This window comes from Roseateles sp. P1_C1_2, from assembly GCF_056406535.1.
The window spans coordinates 25,187-41,920 of sequence record NZ_JBFUAB010000011.1 but is presented as its reverse complement, the minus strand read 5'-3'; the positions used below and the strand labels follow the sequence as shown (position 1 = coordinate 41,920).

At 68.5% G+C, this 16,734-nt stretch carries 15 protein-coding genes; 7 read left to right on the top strand and 8 right to left on the bottom strand.

Annotated elements, in window-relative coordinates:
- Window positions 1–8: 8 nt before the first annotated feature.
- Window positions 9–1,439: a pectate lyase family protein gene (locus AC1D2H_RS12315; protein ID WP_478011147.1), complete on the top strand. Its 1,431-nt coding sequence runs from the start codon at window positions 9–11 to the stop codon at window positions 1,437–1,439.
- Window positions 1,440–1,493: 54 nt separating this feature from the next.
- Here the strand turns inward: AC1D2H_RS12315 and AC1D2H_RS12310 are convergent, their stop codons facing one another.
- From AC1D2H_RS12310 to AC1D2H_RS12300, 3 genes are all read right to left on the bottom strand, one after another.
- On the bottom strand, window positions 1,494–1,961 hold the full coding sequence (locus AC1D2H_RS12310) for a cupin domain-containing protein (protein WP_478011146.1): 468 nt from the start codon (window positions 1,959–1,961) through the stop codon (window positions 1,494–1,496).
- 408 nt (window positions 1,962–2,369) lie between these two features.
- Window positions 2,370–2,876 carry a hypothetical protein gene (locus tag AC1D2H_RS12305; RefSeq protein WP_478011145.1) on the bottom strand — a complete coding sequence of 169 codons (507 nt, stop codon included), beginning with the start codon at window positions 2,874–2,876 and terminating at the stop codon, window positions 2,370–2,372.
- A gap of 69 nt (window positions 2,877–2,945) precedes the next feature.
- Window positions 2,946–6,467 (bottom strand): hypothetical protein, encoded by a 3,522-nt coding sequence (locus AC1D2H_RS12300; RefSeq protein WP_478011144.1) that lies wholly within the window; start codon window positions 6,465–6,467, stop codon window positions 2,946–2,948.
- 205 nt (window positions 6,468–6,672) lie between these two features.
- Here AC1D2H_RS12300 and AC1D2H_RS12295 point away from each other — a divergent pair, with 205 nt between their 5' ends.
- The 3 genes from AC1D2H_RS12295 to AC1D2H_RS12285 all read left to right on the top strand — a co-directional run bounded on the left by AC1D2H_RS12295 (window position 6,673) and on the right by AC1D2H_RS12285 (window position 8,602).
- A complete protein-coding gene (locus AC1D2H_RS12295) occupies window positions 6,673–6,957 on the top strand; it encodes a hypothetical protein (protein WP_478011143.1) in 285 nt (94 codons plus the stop codon).
- Window positions 6,958–7,117: 160 nt separating this feature from the next.
- The gene (locus AC1D2H_RS12290) at window positions 7,118–7,741 is read left to right on the top strand and encodes a hypothetical protein (RefSeq protein WP_478011142.1); all 624 of its coding nucleotides are present in this window, start codon (window positions 7,118–7,120) and stop codon (window positions 7,739–7,741) included.
- A 27-nt stretch (window positions 7,742–7,768) separates the two neighbouring features.
- Window positions 7,769–8,602 (top strand): sterol desaturase family protein, encoded by an 834-nt coding sequence (locus AC1D2H_RS12285; RefSeq protein WP_478011141.1) that lies wholly within the window; start codon window positions 7,769–7,771, stop codon window positions 8,600–8,602.
- 9 nt (window positions 8,603–8,611) lie between these two features.
- Here the strand turns inward: AC1D2H_RS12285 and recQ are convergent, their stop codons facing one another.
- The gene (recQ, locus tag AC1D2H_RS12280) at window positions 8,612–10,501 is read right to left on the bottom strand and encodes a DNA helicase RecQ (RefSeq protein ID WP_478011140.1); all 1,890 of its coding nucleotides are present in this window, start codon (window positions 10,499–10,501) and stop codon (window positions 8,612–8,614) included.
- A gap of 264 nt (window positions 10,502–10,765) precedes the next feature.
- On the opposite strand from recQ, the gene AC1D2H_RS12275 reads away from it, so the two are divergent.
- Window positions 10,766–11,251, top strand: a complete 486-nt coding sequence (locus AC1D2H_RS12275; protein ID WP_477935656.1) for a cupin domain-containing protein — start codon at window positions 10,766–10,768, stop codon at window positions 11,249–11,251.
- Window positions 11,252–11,264: 13 nt separating this feature from the next.
- Here AC1D2H_RS12275 and AC1D2H_RS12270 read toward each other — a convergent pair whose 3' ends face one another.
- From AC1D2H_RS12270 to pbpC, 4 genes are read right to left on the bottom strand one after another with little or no spacing between them, the layout of a single operon-like run.
- Complete coding sequence (locus AC1D2H_RS12270) at window positions 11,265–11,588, bottom strand: hypothetical protein (RefSeq protein WP_478011139.1); 324 nt, start codon at window positions 11,586–11,588, stop codon at window positions 11,265–11,267.
- Window positions 11,589–11,641: 53 nt separating this feature from the next.
- Entirely contained in the window at window positions 11,642–11,896 is a 255-nt protein-coding gene (locus AC1D2H_RS12265) for a hypothetical protein (protein WP_478011138.1), read from the bottom strand.
- Window positions 11,897–11,918: 22 nt separating this feature from the next.
- Complete coding sequence (locus tag AC1D2H_RS12260) at window positions 11,919–12,140, bottom strand: SlyX family protein (protein ID WP_478011137.1); 222 nt, start codon at window positions 12,138–12,140, stop codon at window positions 11,919–11,921.
- Between the two features lie 5 nt (window positions 12,141–12,145).
- Window positions 12,146–14,479 (bottom strand): penicillin-binding protein 1C, encoded by a 2,334-nt coding sequence (pbpC, locus tag AC1D2H_RS12255; protein WP_478011136.1) that lies wholly within the window; start codon window positions 14,477–14,479, stop codon window positions 12,146–12,148.
- Window positions 14,480–14,608: 129 nt separating this feature from the next.
- Between pbpC and AC1D2H_RS12250 the strand changes: the two genes are divergently transcribed.
- Together AC1D2H_RS12250 and AC1D2H_RS12245 are read left to right on the top strand one after the other, a co-directional pair.
- Entirely contained in the window at window positions 14,609–16,165 is a 1,557-nt protein-coding gene (locus AC1D2H_RS12250; protein WP_478011135.1) for a DUF4331 domain-containing protein, read from the top strand.
- Window positions 16,166–16,185: 20 nt separating this feature from the next.
- Window positions 16,186–16,719, top strand: coding sequence for a PEP-CTERM sorting domain-containing protein (locus AC1D2H_RS12245; protein WP_478011134.1), 534 nt, complete (start codon window positions 16,186–16,188; stop codon window positions 16,717–16,719).
- Window positions 16,720–16,734 lie beyond the last annotated feature (15 nt).

Genomic DNA, 16,734 nt, shown 5'->3' with positions numbered 1-16,734 from the left:
CATTCCCCATGATCACCAAGAAGCTCACCCCCCCGCCCCTGCCCGCCGTGCGCTCCGCCGGCGCCGCCATGTCGCTGCTGCTGGCCGCGTCGGCCGCCCACGCCGTGGACTGGCCCTCGGGCTATTCCAAATGCGCCGACGAGGGCGAGACCTGCAAGGTCGGCACCAGCACCCGCGCCGTGTCCTATGGCATCAAGGACAAATGGGTCATCAAGAACCTCAAGGGCGACATCGCCTGCACGACGGCCACCTTCGGCTCCGACCCCAACCCCGGCATCACGAAGAAATGCGCCCTCGGCCCGGTGGCGTCACCAGCCCCGACGCCGGCGCCCACGCCCGCACCGACTCCAGCGCCCACGCCGGCTCCCACCCCTGCCCCGACCCCGGCACCTTCCCCCGCTCCGACACCCGCACCCGCCCCGGCCGGCGCCAGCGGCGGCTACGCGGGCACGGTCACCGGCGGCGGCAGCAAGACGGCCGTGACCGTCAGCACCGCCGCGGCCATGCAGGCGGCCCTCAATGCCTATGACGGCAGCTCCGGCCTGGTGCTGCGCTACACCGGCACATTCGACTTCGGCACCATCCCCGACGCCTGCACGCAATGGCAGAAGCCGGCCGGCGCCATCGTCGAGATCAAGAACAAGAACAACGTGACCATCGAAGGCGCCAACGGCTCGGCGGCCAACTTCGGCCTGGCCATCAAGGCCGCGGCGCAGAACATCATCATCCGCAACATGACCATCGGCCTGCTGCCGGGCAGCATCGACGCCATCGGCATCGAGGGCCAGAGCGGAGGCACGCCGGGCTATATCTGGATCGACCACAACACCCTGTTCAGCAGCCTGAAGGAGTGCAGCGGAGCGGGCGACCTGGAGTTCGACGGCCTCGTCGACAACAAGGCCGGCGCCCACCACATCACCTATTCGTACAACTACATCCACGACCACCACAAGGTCGGCCTGATCGGCTCCAGCGACAGCGACGCCAGCGACCGCTTCATCACCTTCCACCACAACCACTACAAGGATGTGGGCTCGCGCCTGCCGCTGCAACGCGCCGGCTACACCCATCTGTACAACAACCTGTACACGGGCATCCTGACCTCGGGCGCCAACATCCGCATGGGCGGCTACTCGCTGATCGAGGGCAACTGGTTCGAGAACTCCCAGAACCCGGTGACCTCGCGCGACAGCTCGTCCATCGGCTACTGGCAGCTGCGCAGCAACAACATCACCAGCCCGGCCGACTTCGCGACCTATGGCATCACCTGGGTCGCCAGCGGCTCCTCACCGTCGCGGGATGCGACGGACTGGGCGACGACGGCCAACTACCCGCTTGGCATTCCCTACAGCTACACGCTGCAGGCGCCGTCCTGCGTGAAGCAGAAGCTGCCGGCGGCGGCGGGGGCGGGGACGAACTTCGCGAAGGTCAGCTGCTGACGCCGAGCGCGTAGTCGGGGGCTGGCGGGGCGCCTGAAGCGCTCCGCCGGCTTGTCAGTCCTGAGGCTCGGGCACCGGCGAGCCGTCCGCGCGGAAGAACTTGTGCCCGTTCTCGTCATGGCGCAGCACGAGGCCATGGTCCGGGTAGTGCACGACACCGGAGGCAGCACGCGTGCCCACCATCAGCACGGTGGCCGGGTGCGCCGATCGGTTCTCCAGGCAATGCGCGACGGCCGCGCCAGCCTTCCAGGCGGCGGCGTCGCCGGTGTGGAGCACGGACTCCTCGTCCTCGATCAGTACCACCTCTCCCTCCAGCACATAGACCAGCTCATCCTCGGTCTCGTGCCAGTGCCGGAACGACGAGCGCGAGCCCGGCGGCAGCCGCTCGAGGTGCACACCGAACTGCGCCAGCTTGGCTTGATCGCCGAGCACCAGCTCGCTGAAAGGCCCGTTGCTTTGCCCCGTCAGGCGATGCGTCTTTGCGGGATGGTCCTGCCATTGGGCGACGTCGAGCTTGGGCATGGCGCTGACTCCAAAGGGCGATGCGGGGCATTGGATCACTCGCTGATCAACGGCAACTGGTCCGAGAACGCCGGAACGCGGTGACCTCGCGCGACAGCTCCTCCATCGGCTACTGGCAGCTGCGCAGCAACAACATCAGCGGCCCGGCGGACTTCGCGACCTGTGGCTCACCTCGGTGGCGAGCGGCTCGTCACCGTCGCGGGATGCGACGGGCTGGGTCAGTACCGAGACCTTCCCGCTCGGCATTCCTTACAGCTACACGCTGCAGGCGGCGTCCTGTGTGAAACAAAAACTGCCGGCGGAGGGGCGCGGACGAACTTCGCGAAGGTCAGTTGCTGACGACGTAATTGACCGACGCCAAGTGCTTGGCGCCGGCTCTATGCCAACGGACGCGGCGTCATACCTGTATTAAGCCTGTGCTAGCTCTGCTAAAAGCTTCTGATGCTCGGCTTGCACCTCTCCCAGGTTGTGCTCCATCGCATCGACGCACTCCATATATTCTTGATAACTTGCGGTTCCATGCTCCATCGCTGTGGCGGCATTCCATGCGGCAGTTTTGAGGCGATCTCGCAAAACAACTAGTGCTGTTGACGAGGCGCCTGACGGCATTTCCAGAGGAGAAATCTGCATGAAGGCCTGACAAAATTCCTCCATCAGCTCTTTGGTGCTATGTCCTTCAAACCATTTAACTGGATCCGGGCCTCTCAAAGCTTTAAGTGCCACGCCGTATTCAAAAATTGCGGCGCTGACCAAACCAGTCAGCGCCTCATATCTACGCTTCCTCTCGGCTCGCAGCGATTCGCGCTGAAGGACGGTGGCGTCGCGAAATTGCTTGGAAGAAACTAGGAATGCTGCAATTACAGCGAGGATGCTGCCAATAGCTTGGACCCAAGACGCGAGCTCTGCTGAATTCATTCCGTACCTTCTATCTAGATGAGTGGAGCAAATGATGATTAGTCAAAGGCAAAAGTGGCAATCTCGTCATCACTCCACCCCCATCGCCACCACCGTCTGCGCCCCCGTGTAGCGCAGCACCCCCGCATCCAGCACCGCCGCAATGACGCCCAGCATGACGCCCATGCCCATGCCATAGCCTGAGCAGGCATGGGGCGGCCGGCCCTTGGGATCGTTGCAGTCGCCGCCGAAGGCGACGTGGTGGCGCAGCGGGTCTTGCTGGGTGGCTGAACCCAGGCCGACGACGACGACGCGACCGGGCTCTATGTCCACCGGCCCCAGCTTGTGCGCCACGCGCGCCTTGCGCCAGATCTGGAAGGGCGTGGGGCGTTGGTTCAGCGTCGCGATCAACGTCGGACGCAGGCAGGCCACGGCCTCGGCATAGGGGGGCGGAGCGTCCTGTGTCTCGGGCGCCACCGCGTTCCACTGCGGCTGCAGCTCCCACAGCTTGCGTGTCTGCACCCAGGCGGCCAGCACGGTGATGAGGTTGGCATGCGTGGTGGGCGGGAAGCCCAGCATGATGCCGGCCAGCATGCGCGCCGGCAGGTCGGGCGGTGCGCCGGGCACGGCGCGGGCTTCGTCGACGATCTTCTGGCCAAGCGGCGGCAGCTTGACGCCGGGCTCGGCCAGCCAGGCCTCGACGGCGGCCGTGAAGCGGCGGCCGGCGGCGCGGCCCTCGGCTTTCACGGCGTCGGTCGGGTAAGGCCCGAAAACATGGCGCGAGACCTTGATGAGGTCGCGCGGGCAGCGCGGCGCGACGCCGTTGGGGTAGGCCTCGGCATGGAACTCGGTGCCCCAGATGTGGCGGCCATCGGGCTGGCCGAACCAGCGCTGGCACAGCGCCGCCAGCACGCCCTCGCTGAGGCGCTCGAAGTCCAGCGGCGTGTCGGTGGGCAGGTCCACGGGCTTCTGCGAGGCAGGGAAGGCGGCCAGCAGCGTGCGAGCCTCCTTCTTCAGGCCCTGCAGGCCAAGCTTGGCGGCCATATAGGCCTCGGCATAGCACCGCGCCTCGCTGTAGGCCTCGATGGCGGCGTTGATGGCCGGCGCCAGCTCGCGGTGGCCGCTGTCGTCGTCCTGACCCAGGTAGCCCACGCCGATGGAGTCGTGCATGCGCTCGCCATAGCCGCTGACGGAGTAGCGGTCGGGGGCGTTGCGCAGCACCTCGCAGACACGCTCGGGCGCGCCCACGAGCACACCATAGGCGGTGTCGACGACGCCGCCGGGCTGGGCGCGCACCCAGGCCCAGGCGCCGTCGCGGCTGGTGGTGTCCTCCAGCCACAGCTGGCAGGCGGCCTTGTCCTGCAGGTCCGGCACGCGCTCGGGCAAAGGCGTGGGAGCAGGCAGCGGCAGGGGCAATTCGACGAGGCCAGGCAGGGCCTTCAGCGCGACGACGGAGGGCAGGAAGAAATAGGCGCCCCATTGCAGCGTGACGAAGGGCTCGGGACCAAGGTCGATCTCATAGGGCTTGCCGCCATGCTCGAAGGGGAAGAGGCGCGGGCCGCCGCTGCCATCGACGACGCCCAGCAGCGGGTCGCTCTGCGCCGAGTAGCCGCCGCTGGCATTGCCGCCGGCCACCCAGCGCTGCACCACCTCGAACTGCTCGGCCAAGTGGGCGTTGTAGGCCATGAAGACGAGGCCGCGGTCCTCGTCGTCGGGGGCGTCGGCATGCACCGGCGCGCCGTAGCTCATGCCGCGGCGCAGGATGCGCGGCATGCGACTCTTCGAGAAGGCCGTGCCAGCCAGGTCGCGCGGGTTGGTGCGGCGGATGTGCGAGTGGAAGGGGCAGGCCGAGCCTTGCCCGTCCTTGGCGAAATTGAAGTCGTTGCCGCTGCCGGCGGCCTCGGGCGCCGCGAGCGCGCGGCCGTCCTGCCAGCGACCCATCAGCTTGGCCATCACCAGCTCGTGGTCGAGGCCGATCTTCCTGGCCTCCTGGTAGGTACGCTTGGCGAAGCGGCCGGTGTACTGGCGCAGCTTGCGCACGACGAGGAAGCTGCCGCGGTCCAGCAACGCGTCGGGTTGCTCGGGCACGGCATGGCCCTTGTCGCGCTCGGTCGGGAAGCCCTGCAGCACCTCGCCGGTCTTGACGCGGTCGTCCCAAGACTGGCCGGTCGCTTCACCGCCCAGCACGGGCTGGCTGATGCCGTCCTTGAAGCCGAAGTGCTCCTTGTCAGCGGCGTTGCTGCGCATGGGCTCGATGGCCATCAGCGCCAGGCCGGTGTTGACGGTCAGCGCGTCGGCCAACTCACGCAGTCGCTTGTCGTCGGCCGCGGTGAAGTTTTCGCCCGGCTCGGTGGCCGGGAAGCGAAATTGCACCAACACATGGGCGTTGGCCGGGTCAATGCGGTCGATGCCGTTGACGTGGCGGGCCAGCGTCCAGTGCGTCGGGTGGTTGTGGCGCACATCGCCCAGCAGGCCGGCGCGGGCGGCCATGCCCTCCTTGAAGGCCTGGGGGAAGCGGTCCAGCCGCGCGGCCGGGACGCCCAGCGCCTTCAGGCCAGACAGCGTCAACGCGACCTGGCGCCAGGCGGTCAGCTGGGCACCGTCCTCGTCGTCGCGCTGCACGGGCGCCGTGCTGAGCCAGGCCACGGCCTGGGTGGGCTGGGCCACGCGCAACAGCACCAGGCCGCCGCGGTTGCCGGGTGGCTTGGTCAGCAGGCAGCACTGCAGGTCGCCGGGCAGCAGCGGCAGCTCGCGCGCCTTGACCTCGGGCTCGGGCAGGACCTGCTCGAACCAGGCCAGCATTTCGTGATGACGCTGGCGCAGCTGGCCGCCGGCCGTCTTGCCGCCGTCCTTGGGGAACTGCTGGGCGGTGTCGAGCTGGCGCAGCTCGAACAGCACGTCCTGCGTGGCGCGCAGCAGGCAGTCACGGTCGGGCGCCGCGGCGCCGAAGTAGCGCTGCAGCGTGTGCAGGCCCGCCAGCGGCAGCAGGCCGCGCGTGGCCATCGCGAAGCGCTCCTTGTCACCGTCCGGCAGGGCTGGGGTCTCGCCGGAGGCCGGCGCGCGCAGGCGGTTGAAGGCCAGCTCGTTGGCGCGGCCGCGCTGGGCGGCCTCCAACCGGGCCAGGTACTCGCCATCGCCGACGCTGCGGCCGGAGGCGATGAAGAGGAAATCGGCCGAGATCTCGTGCTCGCGCACCCAGCGCGCATAGGTCTCGAAGCTGCAGTCACGCGACAGCGTGTAGCCCTCGGTGTGGCAGAGCATCAGGTCCAGCGTGGAGCCGAGCTGGTCCCAGATGACGCGCATATAGGGCTCCCAGCCGCCGTCGAAGTTGACGGACAGCAGCAGCCGGTCGGGCGCGCCGTCCTTGCCGTCGACGATGCTCCAGCGGAAGGAATGGACGATGCGCCAACGGGCAACGATGTCGGTATAGGGCGAAGCGGGCGCGCTGGACTCGCGCGACCCCAGGCGCAGGCCGTTGAGCGTCTTCAGCACCTTGCGCAGGCGGTCGACGTAGGTGACGACCTCCAGCGCATCGACGAAGCCATGCTTGATGTCAGCCAGCAGATTGAGGTCGGTGATGCCACCGAGCTGGACGTCGTTGCCGCGTGCCATGACTTTTCCCCCTAGCTTTTAGGGGAGGAGTATCCCGGCACCGCATCACGGCGGCGTCAGGGCGCGCCCTCAGGTTTGACGACGGAACTGTTGATCCGCGCCGGACGCATTTCATCCGCGAAAAACCGCGACCTATCGCAAACCCTTAGATCGCAGCCCCCCTCGAGAACACACTGGCGGCACACCAGAGAGAAAGAAGTACGCCATGAACCGCATCAGCACCACCACCGCCGCCCGCACCCGCCTGCAAGCCGTCAGCGCCGCCATCCTCGTCGCCATGGTCGCCCTGACCGGCGCCACCTGGATGACGCTCACCGTGCCGGCCGAAACACCCGACGTCATCAAGCTGGACCGCGTGGTCATCAGCGGCCTGAGCACCCCCGAGACCGTGGCCACCATCGAGCAGCTGCCGCGCGTCGTCATCGAAGGCCGCCGCACGGTCGACACCACCCAGGTTGCCAGCGCCGACGTGGCCCCGGCCGTCCGCTGACATCCCCTGAACAGCCCGGGCGTCCCCGGGCTGTTGACTGGGGCGAGGTGCACCACTCACCCCCCCGAATGCGCGTCCCGACCTGAGGCCCTAGGGATTCTTGTGCGACCCGGGCCGGACTACGGTCCACACCCTCGTCACTCAACGATGGTGGTCCGCGATGGTGCTCAAACTTCTGCCATGGCTCCTCGCTGCGCCCCTGCTGGCGCACGCAGCGGACAACCTGGTCACCAACGGCTCGATGAACTTCGYCGGCGCCGGCGCCCCCACCGGCTGGACACTCGTGGTGCCCACCGGCGAATCCTGGCAATCCTTCGAGAACCACGCCAGTCCGGACGCCGGCTCCTACTTCGGCATCCAGGACCTCGACTCGTTCGCGCCCCGCTTCAACGCCGTCGGCATCACGCAACTCATCTCCGGGCTCCAGATCGGTGCCAGCTACCAGCTGAGCTTCTTCTCGATGTCCAACCACACCTCCCTGAGCCCCAGCGCCGTGCAGCAATGGCACGTCACGTTCGGCGCCCAGGACCAGACGGGACAGCAAACCTCCGCCAGCGCGCAGACCTGGGTGCAGTCGACGATGACGTTCACGGCGACGGCCACGGTGCAGGCCTTGACCTTCGCGGCCGAATTCCTGCCGGGCTCCTATCCGGAGATCCTCAATGTCGACGGCGTGAGTTTGACGGCCGCGGCAGTGCCCGAAGTCTCGGCTCAGCATCTGCTCGCCGCGGGGCTGCTGGCCCTGGCTGGATTGAAGCTGCGGCGCCGTCGCCAGGCCCCCTGACCCCTTGACCTCCACGCGTCGCGCGCCTTGAGCCAGGTCTGGCAACAGTGGCAGGCGCTCGCGGCATCGTTGCCGCACAAGGCGCTGGGGCTGGGCGTCTGGCTGCTGGTGATGGCGCTGGTCTTCGGCCTGCTGGAGCGCCGCTTTGCGATCCGCCCGCAGCGCTTCCTGCGCCCCCACATGGCCCAGGACCTGGGCTATTACTTCCTGGGCGGGCTGCTGCCGCCCTTCCTGACCGTGATGGCGACGGTGGCCCTGAGCTGGTTCGTCAGCGGGCTCGTGCCAGCCGGCTTTTACGCCTGGGTCGCGAGCCTGCCCTTCGCGGTGCGCGTCGCCGCCATGGTGGTGCTGGGCGACGTGGCCTTCTACTGGGCGCATCGCTGGTCGCACGAAAACGAATGGCTGTGGCGCATGCACGCCGTCCACCACAGCCCGACGGCGATGGACTGGCTGGTCAACACCCGCGCGCACCCGCTGGACCTGGTTTTCGCCCGCGCCGTGTCGGCGGTACCCATCGTCGTGCTCGGCATTCGCCAGGCCAACGACGGGCTGGACGCGGCAGTCGCGGTCTACCTGGCCCTCACCACGCTGTGGGCCTTCTTCGTGCACACCAACCTGAAGTGGCGTCTGGGCTGGCTGGAACAGCTCGTCGTGACGCCCGCCTTTCATCACTGGCACCACGCCAACATGCCGGGCACGCTGAACAAGAACTACGCGGCGCTGTTTCCGTGGATAGACCGCCTGTTCGGCACCTACCACCTGCCCGCGCAGCAGTTCCCCGCGTCCTACGGCGCCGATCGTGAACTGCCGAAAACCTTGGGCCAGCAGCTCATCAGCCCGTTCAGGAAACGCCCGAGCTGAGCGAGGCCTTCAACGGCCCAGCACCCGCAGGATCTCGCGGCCATAGGCCTCGAGCTTCTTCGCGCCCACGCCACTGATCTCGCCCAGCTCGGCGAGGTCGCCCGGCAGCACGCGCGCCATCTCGGCCAGCGTCGAGTTCTGGAAGATGACGTAAGCCGGCAGGCCATGTTCCTTGGCCACCTCGGAGCGCCAGGCCTTCAGCGCCTCGAAGCGCTCCTGGCCTTCGCCGTCCAGGCCCAGCGCCGGGTCGGCCTTGGGTTTGGCCCCGCCCCGCGCTGTCTTGGACTTGCCACGCGGCTTCTTCTCCTCGGCCTCGCGCAGGCGCAACTCCACCTCGCCCTTGAGCACCGCCCGGGCGCTGTCCTGCAGGGCCAGCGTGTGGAACTCGCCTTCTGCCGCCACATGGCCCAGCGAGATCAGCTGGCGCAGCACCGCACGCCACTGTTGCTCGGACAGGTCCGCGCCGACCGCCCAGGTGGACAGCTGGTCGTGGCCGTACTGCCGCGTCTTGTCCGTCGCCTTGCCGCGCAGCACGTCGATGAGGTGGCCGGCGCCGAAGCGCTCGCCGCGTTGGTGGAAGCGGTAGATGCAGCTCAGCAGCTTGCGCGCCGCCTCGGTGCCGTCCCAGGTCTGCGGCGGGTTCAGGCAGTTGTCGCAGTTGCCACAGGGCTTGGCTTCCTCGCCGAAATAGTTCAGCAGGCGAACGCGCCGGCAGTCCGTCGCCTCGGCCAGCGCCAGCAGCGCGTCCAGCTTGCCGCGCTGACCCTGCTTGAAGACCTCGTCGGCCGGGCTGTCGTCGATCATTCGGCGCTGGTTGACGACGTCGGCCAGGCCATAGGTCATCCACGCCTCGGCCGGCGCGCCATCGCGGCCCGCGCGGCCGGTCTCCTGGTAGTAGCTCTCGATGTTCTTGGGCAGGTCCAGGTGGGCGACGAAACGCACATCGGGCTTGTCGATGCCCATGCCGAAGGCGATGGTGGCCGCCATGACCAGGCCCTCTTCGCGCAGGAAGCGGTCCTGGTGGCGGCGGCGCACGTCGGCGTCCAGGCCGGCGTGGTACGGCAGGGCCTTGATGCCCTCGCTCTCCAGCCACACCGCCGTCTCGTCGACCTTCTTGCGGCTCTGGCAGTAGACGATGCCGGCCTCGCCCTCGTGCTCGTCGTTGATGAAGCGCAGCAGCTGGTCGCGCGGCGAGGCGGTCTTCTCGGCGATCAGGTAGCGGATATTGGGCCGGTCGAAGCTGCTGATGAAGACGCGCGCGTCCTGCAGCTGCAGCCTCTCGATGATGTCGGCCCGGGTCAGGTCGTCGGCCGTGGCCGTCAGCGCCACGCGCGGCACGTCCGGGAAGCGTTCGTGCAGCAGGCTCAGCTGCAGGTATTCCGAGCGGAAGTCATGCCCCCACTGGCTGACGCAATGCGCCTCGTCGATGGCGAACATGGACAGCAGGCCGCGTTCGTTCAGTGATTCCAGCTGGGCCAGGAAGCGCGGCGTCGTCAGCCGCTCGGGCGCGGCGTAGAGCAGCGTGAGGCGCCCGCTCATCATCTCGCGCTCGATGCGTGTGGCTTCTTCGCCGGTCTGGCTGGAATTGAGGAAGGCCGCGTGCACGCCGGCCTCCTCCAGCGCACCGACCTGGTCGTGCATCAGCGCGATCAGCGGGCTGACGACGATGGCCACGCCCTGCTGGCGCGTGTGGCGCACGATGGCCGGCACCTGGTAGCAAAGGCTTTTGCCACCGCCGGTGGGCATCAGCACCAGCGCGTCGCCGCCGGCGGCCACCTGCTGGACGATGTCGGCCTGCTGGCCGCGGAAGGCGGTGTAGCCGAATACTGCTGACAGGACCTGGTGAGCTGCGGATTGCAGGTCGTCGGAGGCTTGGGGAAGATGCAGGGGCGGATTCATTCAACCTGGATTCGGCAGTAGGGCGCGCCCGAGGGGCTGGCGAGGCGGGCTGCTGGCAAGGCGCGACGACGAAGTGGGCTCCTGCCCACGAGAAGAAGCAACGCCGCCAGCGGGCCGAAGCGCCAGACCAGCGGGCGTGCAGCGCTCGTCACCGAAGTGGTGAACGAGGCCATGGCCGAAAGATGTTGATTGGAGAAGCATTCCGATGAGTAGCAAGCGGCCAACTGCCGAATGCAGGTTCACCATTGTCCCAGGAGCCCCCAGATGCCCACACCCACTGAATTGCGCGACCTGCTGATCCGCAATTTCAACGAGGCGCCGCGCGAGCGCTTCGTCCGCGCGCCGCGCTATGACACTGAGACAACCAGCCTCACCAAGGGCACCGCGGCCAAGAAGCTCGGCGCCAGTTTCGACATCGTGGCACCCGGCCAGATGAGCTGCCCTTACCACCTCCACCATGCGGAGGAGGAGATGTTCATCGTGCTGCAGGGCGAGGGCACGCTGCGCGTCGCGGGCGAGCAGGTGCCCATCAAGGCCGGCGACGTCATCACCATCCCGCCGGGGCCCGAGTACCCCCACCACATCATCAACACCTCGGACGCACCGCTGCACTACCTCAGCATCAGCACGATGGAAAAGCCCGAGGTCTGCGAGTACCCGGACTCGGGCAAGGTCGGCGTCTTCGCGCCGGGTTTGCGCCTGTTGCAGCGCAAGGAGGCCGGGCTGGACTACTGGGACGGAGAGCCCTGACTCAACGCTTGCGTCAACGTGATCGCTGCTCGCGCTCGGTGCCGGTGTCGAAGAACGTGTCGACGTACGGCTCGGGCGCCAAGTCGCTATCCCGAAGCAGCGAGAACACCTCCACCCCGTGACCGGGCAGCGGCTCGACCAAGGCATAGGCCTGGGCGAATCCCAAATACTCGATGCCGGCATCGGCATATGCGCTGGCTTCATGCTCCGCAAGCGCGATGGCCTCGTCCAAACTGCCCGCAGACCACAAGGTGATCCGCTCTTCGTACAAATAGGCCAAACGCTGATCGGGACGCGACGGCCAGCGAAACAGGCAGCGAACCGTGTATGACTCCATGACGCGCCTTGAGTTCCCGAATAAATGAAGGCGCTATTGCGTGAAGAGCGGCTTCATTCTTCGGCGTCAGTGGGCAGGCGCCGCAGGGCAGCTTTCTCGTGGAACCGGATGCGGCTGTTCACGAATTTCTTGCCGCCACGCTTCGCCTTGGCGTAGCCACGATGGCCGTTGCTGTTGTCACCTCCCCAACCCGCCCCGACCGTGCGGCCCGCCAGCGCTGAATATCGCGAGGTGCAACCCATCGGGCTGAAGGCGTACCGCTCCGAGTCCTTCTGCGCGGTGAAACCGCGTCGATGATTCTTCTTCATGCGTAGGCCTCCAGCTTGGTAGTCAGTAATGCGGCGGCAGCTCGTCGCGCAGGTTGCGGGCCTCGCCTGGTTCGGCCGCCGTGGCGCGATTGCGCAGTTCGACGAGCTCGCGCACCAGCCGGTCGATCTGCTCCTGCTGGCGCGTGACGACTTGGTTGAGCTGCTCCACCGTGTCTTCGGCGAAGCTGGCCTTGATCTCGAGATCGGTGATGCGCTTCTCCAGCGCTTGCAGGTTGCTGTCCATGGACGCTATTGGGCCAGATGAAAGTCCACTTTCGCCCAGCGGCCCAATCCGTCCATGACCGTGAGGCGGTKCGGGCCGGCGCGGTCGACGCGCAGCGTCTGGGCCGCGGCCGCCCTGGAGCTGTCGGCCATCCATTGCCCATCCAGCAGCCAGGTCGTGCCCTGCTGGGCGCCGACGGCCTGCAGCTTGAGCACGACGTCATGCTGCCCCGGCGTCGGCCGCAGCACCGTGCCCGGCTCCAGGCCGACGACGCGCAAACGGTTGGCCACCGGCTGGTTGCCGCCGCAGTCGGCGCGCCAGGGCAGGCGCTCCAGCGGATGCTGCTGCTCGGCGTCGAGGAAGGGCCCCAGCAGGGCCGGCCAGCGCACGGCTTCATGGCGCTCGGCATCGGGCGCGCAGCCGGGCTGCACGCGCTGGCCCGCGGCCACCCAGACGGGCTCCGCCAACGGCCCCGGGCGCAGCCGGTCGGGCAGCGTCGGCGGCACGGCGCCGTCCAGCGTCCAGGCGGTGCGGCGCTGCAGGCAGAGTTCGGGCGCCGTCGCTGCTTCGGCCGTTCCCATGGGCCAGCAGATGGGCACGGCCACGACGCTGTCGGGTCGGCGGCGCGGCGCGAGCTGCTGGCGGGCCTCGCTGGGGCCGAGTGCGGCGGCCAGGTCGCGCAGCAGCGGCGCGGCCGAGTTGGCGCCGAAGTGGCCGGGGTTGGGCGTGCCATCGGGCCGGCCTATCCAGACGCCGAAGGTGTAGCGGTCCGTCACGCCCAGCGCCCAGGCGTCGCGAAAGCCGAAGGACGTGCCCGTCTTCCACGCCACGCGCTGGCCGCTCTCGCGAAACGGCGAACCGGGCCGGCCGCCGTTCTCCAGGATTTCTCTGACGATGAAGGCGGCGCCCGCGCTCATCAGCCGCGCCTCCGTCAAGGGCTCGTCGGGCGTCAACCGCGGGCGGGCGGCGACGCCCTCRCGCGCCAGCGCCGTGTAGGCGCCCACCAGCTCCTCCAGCGTCGTGCTGCCGCCGCCGAGGATGAGGCTGAGGTTGGGCGTCGCATTGGCTGGCATGCGCAGCCGCAGGCCCGCATGGCGCAGCCGGCCGGCGAAGCGCTCGGGCCCGAGGCGGTCCAGCAGGTCCACCGCGGGCACATTGAGCGAACGCTGCAGCGCCTCGGCCACGCTGACCGGGCCCGAGAAATCGGCCTGGAAGTTGCCCGGCGCATAGCCGCCGAAGTTCTGCGGCGCGTCGATGAGCAGGCTCTCGGAATGGATCAGCCCTTCGTCCAGCGCCATGCCATAGAGGAAGGGCTTGAGCGTGGAGCCGGGCGAGCGCTTGGCCCGCACCATGTCCACATGAGCGCCACGATGTGAATCCGTGAAGTCGGCCGAGCCGACATAGCCGCGCACTTCCAGCGTGCGGTTGTCGACGACGAGGGCCGCCAGCGACACGGTGTCGGGCAGGCTGTTGAGCCGGTCCGTCAGCAGCTGCTCCAGCCGCGCCTGCAGGCCAGCGTCCAGCGTGGTCTGGATGACGGCGGCCGTGTGGCCCTTGCGCCTGGCCTCCTGCCGCAACCGCTCGGCCGCCAGCGGCGCCAGCCAGCGCGCGCGCAGCGGCGGCGCGAAGACGCGTTCCAGCTTGGCGTCGGCCACGTCCGCCGCACTCCAGATGCCAAGGGTCTGCATGCGCGTCAGCACCTTGTCGCGCGCCGTCTGCGCAGCGGCCACGGCGCGGTCGGGCCGCAAGCGCGTGGGTGACTGCGGCAGCGCCACGAGCAGCGCCGCCTCGGCCTTGGACAGGTCGGCGGCCCCCTTGCCGAGGTAAGCGCGGCTGGCCGTCTCCACGCCCTCCAGCGGCCCGCCCATCGGCGCCAGGTTCAGGTAGAGCGACAGGATCTCGTGCTTGCTGAGGTGCAGTTCCAGCTGCAGCGCGCGGGCGATCTGGCGCAGCTTGGCCGGCACGCTGCGGCCGGCGGCGCGCTCGTCCACCAGCCGCGCCACCTGCATGGTCAGCGTCGAGCCGCCCGACACGATGCGGCCATGCCGCGCCCACTGCCAGGCCGCGCGCGCGAGGGCGAAGGGGTTCACGCCCGGATGCCAGTGGAACCAGCGGTCCTCGTAATGCAGCAGCGCCCGCACATAGTTGGGCGACACGGCTTCGGGCCTTGTCGGGTGGCGCTGCGCGCCGTCGTCGCCCGGCCAGGAACGCAGCGGCGTGCCGTCGATGGCCAGCACGGTCAGCGTGGGCGACTGCGCGGCCGGCTGCGGCAGCGGGCAGGCGAGGTCCAGCACGAGCACGGCGATGAGCAGGCCGGCGAGCGTGAGTTCGAGGTGGCGGCGGGTGATGCGCGTCGGCATGGCGAAGACGATAGCCGACCCCGACCCCCTAGCTTGCATTGCATCCAAGCGGCGCGCGCTGCGTAAGAGATGAGCCGCAGCGCGATTGTTTCCATCTGTTTGCGGCCCCAGCCACAAACAGGAGCCCTCATGAAACATGCATCTCGCGCGCCGACCCTAGCGCTCATCACCGCCAGCATCCTGGCCGGCCTGGCCGCCCCGCCGGCCCAGGCCTCCAGCCACCGCGAGGCCCCGTCCATCGGCGGCATGCCGCGCGTCGACGGCACCGACTTCTATATGTTCAACAGCTACGAAGGCGTGGCCGCCAACGGCACCGGCGGGCGCGCGGGCTATGTGACGCTGATCGCCAACTACCTGCCGCTGCAGGATGCCTATGGCGGCCCCAACTACTTCAAGCTGGACCCGAACGCGATCTACGAGATCCACGTCGACAACAACGGCGACGCCAAGGAAGACCTGACCTTCCAGTTCAAGTTCATGAACACGCTCAAGGGCATCACCCTGCCCATCGGCAACCAGGTCGTGCCCATCCCGTTGACCCAGGCCGGCACGGTGAGCGCGCCCAATGCCGCGGCGCTGAACGTCAACGAGAAGTTCGCGCTGACGCTGATCCGCGGCGACCGCCGCACCGGCACGGTCAGCCCGATCGCCAACCCGGCCGGCGGCACCTGGTTCGACAAGCCGGTGGACAACATCGGCACCAAGACGATCGCCGACTACCCGGCCTATGCCGCCCAGCACATCTACAGCGTCAGCCTGCCCGGCTGCGCCTTCCCGGCCAAGGTCTTCGTCGGCCAGCGCCAGGAGGCTTTCGCGGTCAACCTCGGCCCCATCTTCGACCTGGTCAACGCCGACGTCGGCGTCATCACCAACCGCAGCCTCATCAACGCCGCCGCCGTCAATTCCATCCAGGACAAGAACGTCACGTCGCTGGCGCTGGAGGTGCACAAGAGCTGCCTCACGCAGGGCAGCGAGACCGTCATCGGCGGCTGGACGACGGCCAGCGTGCGCCAGAGCCAGATCGTCAATGCGGCACCGCCCAGCGGCTACGACACGGCCGTCAAGACCGGCGGCGCCTGGGTGCAGGTCTCGCGCCTGGGCAACCCGCTGGTCAACGAGGTCGTCATCGGCCTGCCCGACAAGGACAGGTTCAACGCCTCGGTGCCGACGGGCGATGGCCAGTTCGCCACCTATGTCACCAACCCGACGCTGCCGGCCCTGCTGTCGGCCGTGCTGCCGATCGGCAACGCCGCCCCCACCAACCTGCCGCGCCTGGACCTGGTCACCACCTTCCTGACCGGCATCCCCGGCGTGAACCAGCCGGCCAACGTGGTGGGCTCGGAGATGCTGCGCCTGAACACCGCGATCGCGCCGCGACCCTTCGCGATGCAGAACCGCCTGGGCATCGTCGGCACGCTGCGCGATGGCGAGAGTCCGCCCGACCTGGCCGGCTTCCCGAATGGCCGCCGGCCCAAGGACGACGTCGTCGACGTGTCGCTCGCCGCCGTCATGGGTGGGCTGTGCTGGCTGAACAACGGCGGCGCCCTGTTCGGCCCCGCCTGCACCCGCGCCGCGGTGCCACTGGGCGCGACGTCGCTGGAGCTGCATGACGCCGTCGACCAGGCCGTGGTGCCGCTGCTGCCCGGCTTCCCCTATCTCAACACGCCCAAGCCGGGCGCCAAGTGAAACCCCACAGGAGCACAGCCATGAATCGTTTCCTCGGCGCCGTGGCCCTTGCGGCCGCGCTCTGCAGCAGCGGGGCGGCACAGGCCGGCCTCGTCACCTTCGACAACCCCGGTGTCATTGACATCGACAACAACACCGGCATCGCCACCTATACAGAGGCCGGCTTTGTCATCAGCGGCCCCGCCACCAGCTTCCTGCCCCTGGACGGCGCCATGGTCGGCGGCTTCGACACCACGCCCTTCAGCTTGAGCCTGCTGACCGGCGGCGTGTTCGGGCTGCAGTCGATCGACATCGCGGCCTATGACCTGGGCTTCGGCCCCGGCATGCTGGCCCTGGTCGGCCTGCTGGGGGGTGCGCAGGTGGCTTCGCTGAACATCGACCTGGCCAGCGCGGGCTCGGTGCTCTTCGACAGCAGCTGGGCCCAGCTGACCTCGGTCAGCTTCTCGGCCACCAGCGGTTTTGCGCTCGACAACATCGCCAGCGTGCCCGAACCGGGCAGCTTCGCGCTGGCGGGGGCGGCGCTGCTGATGGCGGCAACGCGCCGGCGGCGCTGAGGCGCGTGACCCGGC

Bases quoted from the DNA above. Each gene is read 5' to 3' on its own strand.
- AC1D2H_RS12295 (WP_478011143.1), top strand. From the start codon at position 6,673: ATGAACCGCATCAGCACCACCACCGCCGCCCGCACCCGCCTGCAAGCC.
- AC1D2H_RS12315 (WP_478011147.1), top strand. From the start codon at position 9: ATGATCACCAAGAAGCTCACCCCCCCGCCCCTGCCCGCCGTGCGCTCC.
- recQ (WP_478011140.1), bottom strand. From the start codon at position 10,501: ATGAATCCGCCCCTGCATCTTCCCCAAGCCTCCGACGACCTGCAATCC.
- AC1D2H_RS12305 (WP_478011145.1), bottom strand. From the start codon at position 2,876: ATGAATTCAGCAGAGCTCGCGTCTTGGGTCCAAGCTATTGGCAGCATC.
- AC1D2H_RS12300 (WP_478011144.1), bottom strand. From the start codon at position 6,467: ATGGCACGCGGCAACGACGTCCAGCTCGGTGGCATCACCGACCTCAAT.
- AC1D2H_RS12310 (WP_478011146.1), bottom strand. From the start codon at position 1,961: ATGCCCAAGCTCGACGTCGCCCAATGGCAGGACCATCCCGCAAAGACG.
- AC1D2H_RS12260 (WP_478011137.1), bottom strand. From the start codon at position 12,140: ATGGACAGCAACCTGCAAGCGCTGGAGAAGCGCATCACCGATCTCGAG.
- AC1D2H_RS12245 (WP_478011134.1), top strand. From the start codon at position 16,186: ATGAATCGTTTCCTCGGCGCCGTGGCCCTTGCGGCCGCGCTCTGCAGC.
- AC1D2H_RS12275 (WP_477935656.1), top strand. From the start codon at position 10,766: ATGCCCACACCCACTGAATTGCGCGACCTGCTGATCCGCAATTTCAAC.
- AC1D2H_RS12270 (WP_478011139.1), bottom strand. From the start codon at position 11,588: ATGGAGTCATACACGGTTCGCTGCCTGTTTCGCTGGCCGTCGCGTCCC.
- AC1D2H_RS12250 (WP_478011135.1), top strand. From the start codon at position 14,609: ATGAAACATGCATCTCGCGCGCCGACCCTAGCGCTCATCACCGCCAGC.
- AC1D2H_RS12265 (WP_478011138.1), bottom strand. From the start codon at position 11,896: ATGAAGAAGAATCATCGACGCGGTTTCACCGCGCAGAAGGACTCGGAG.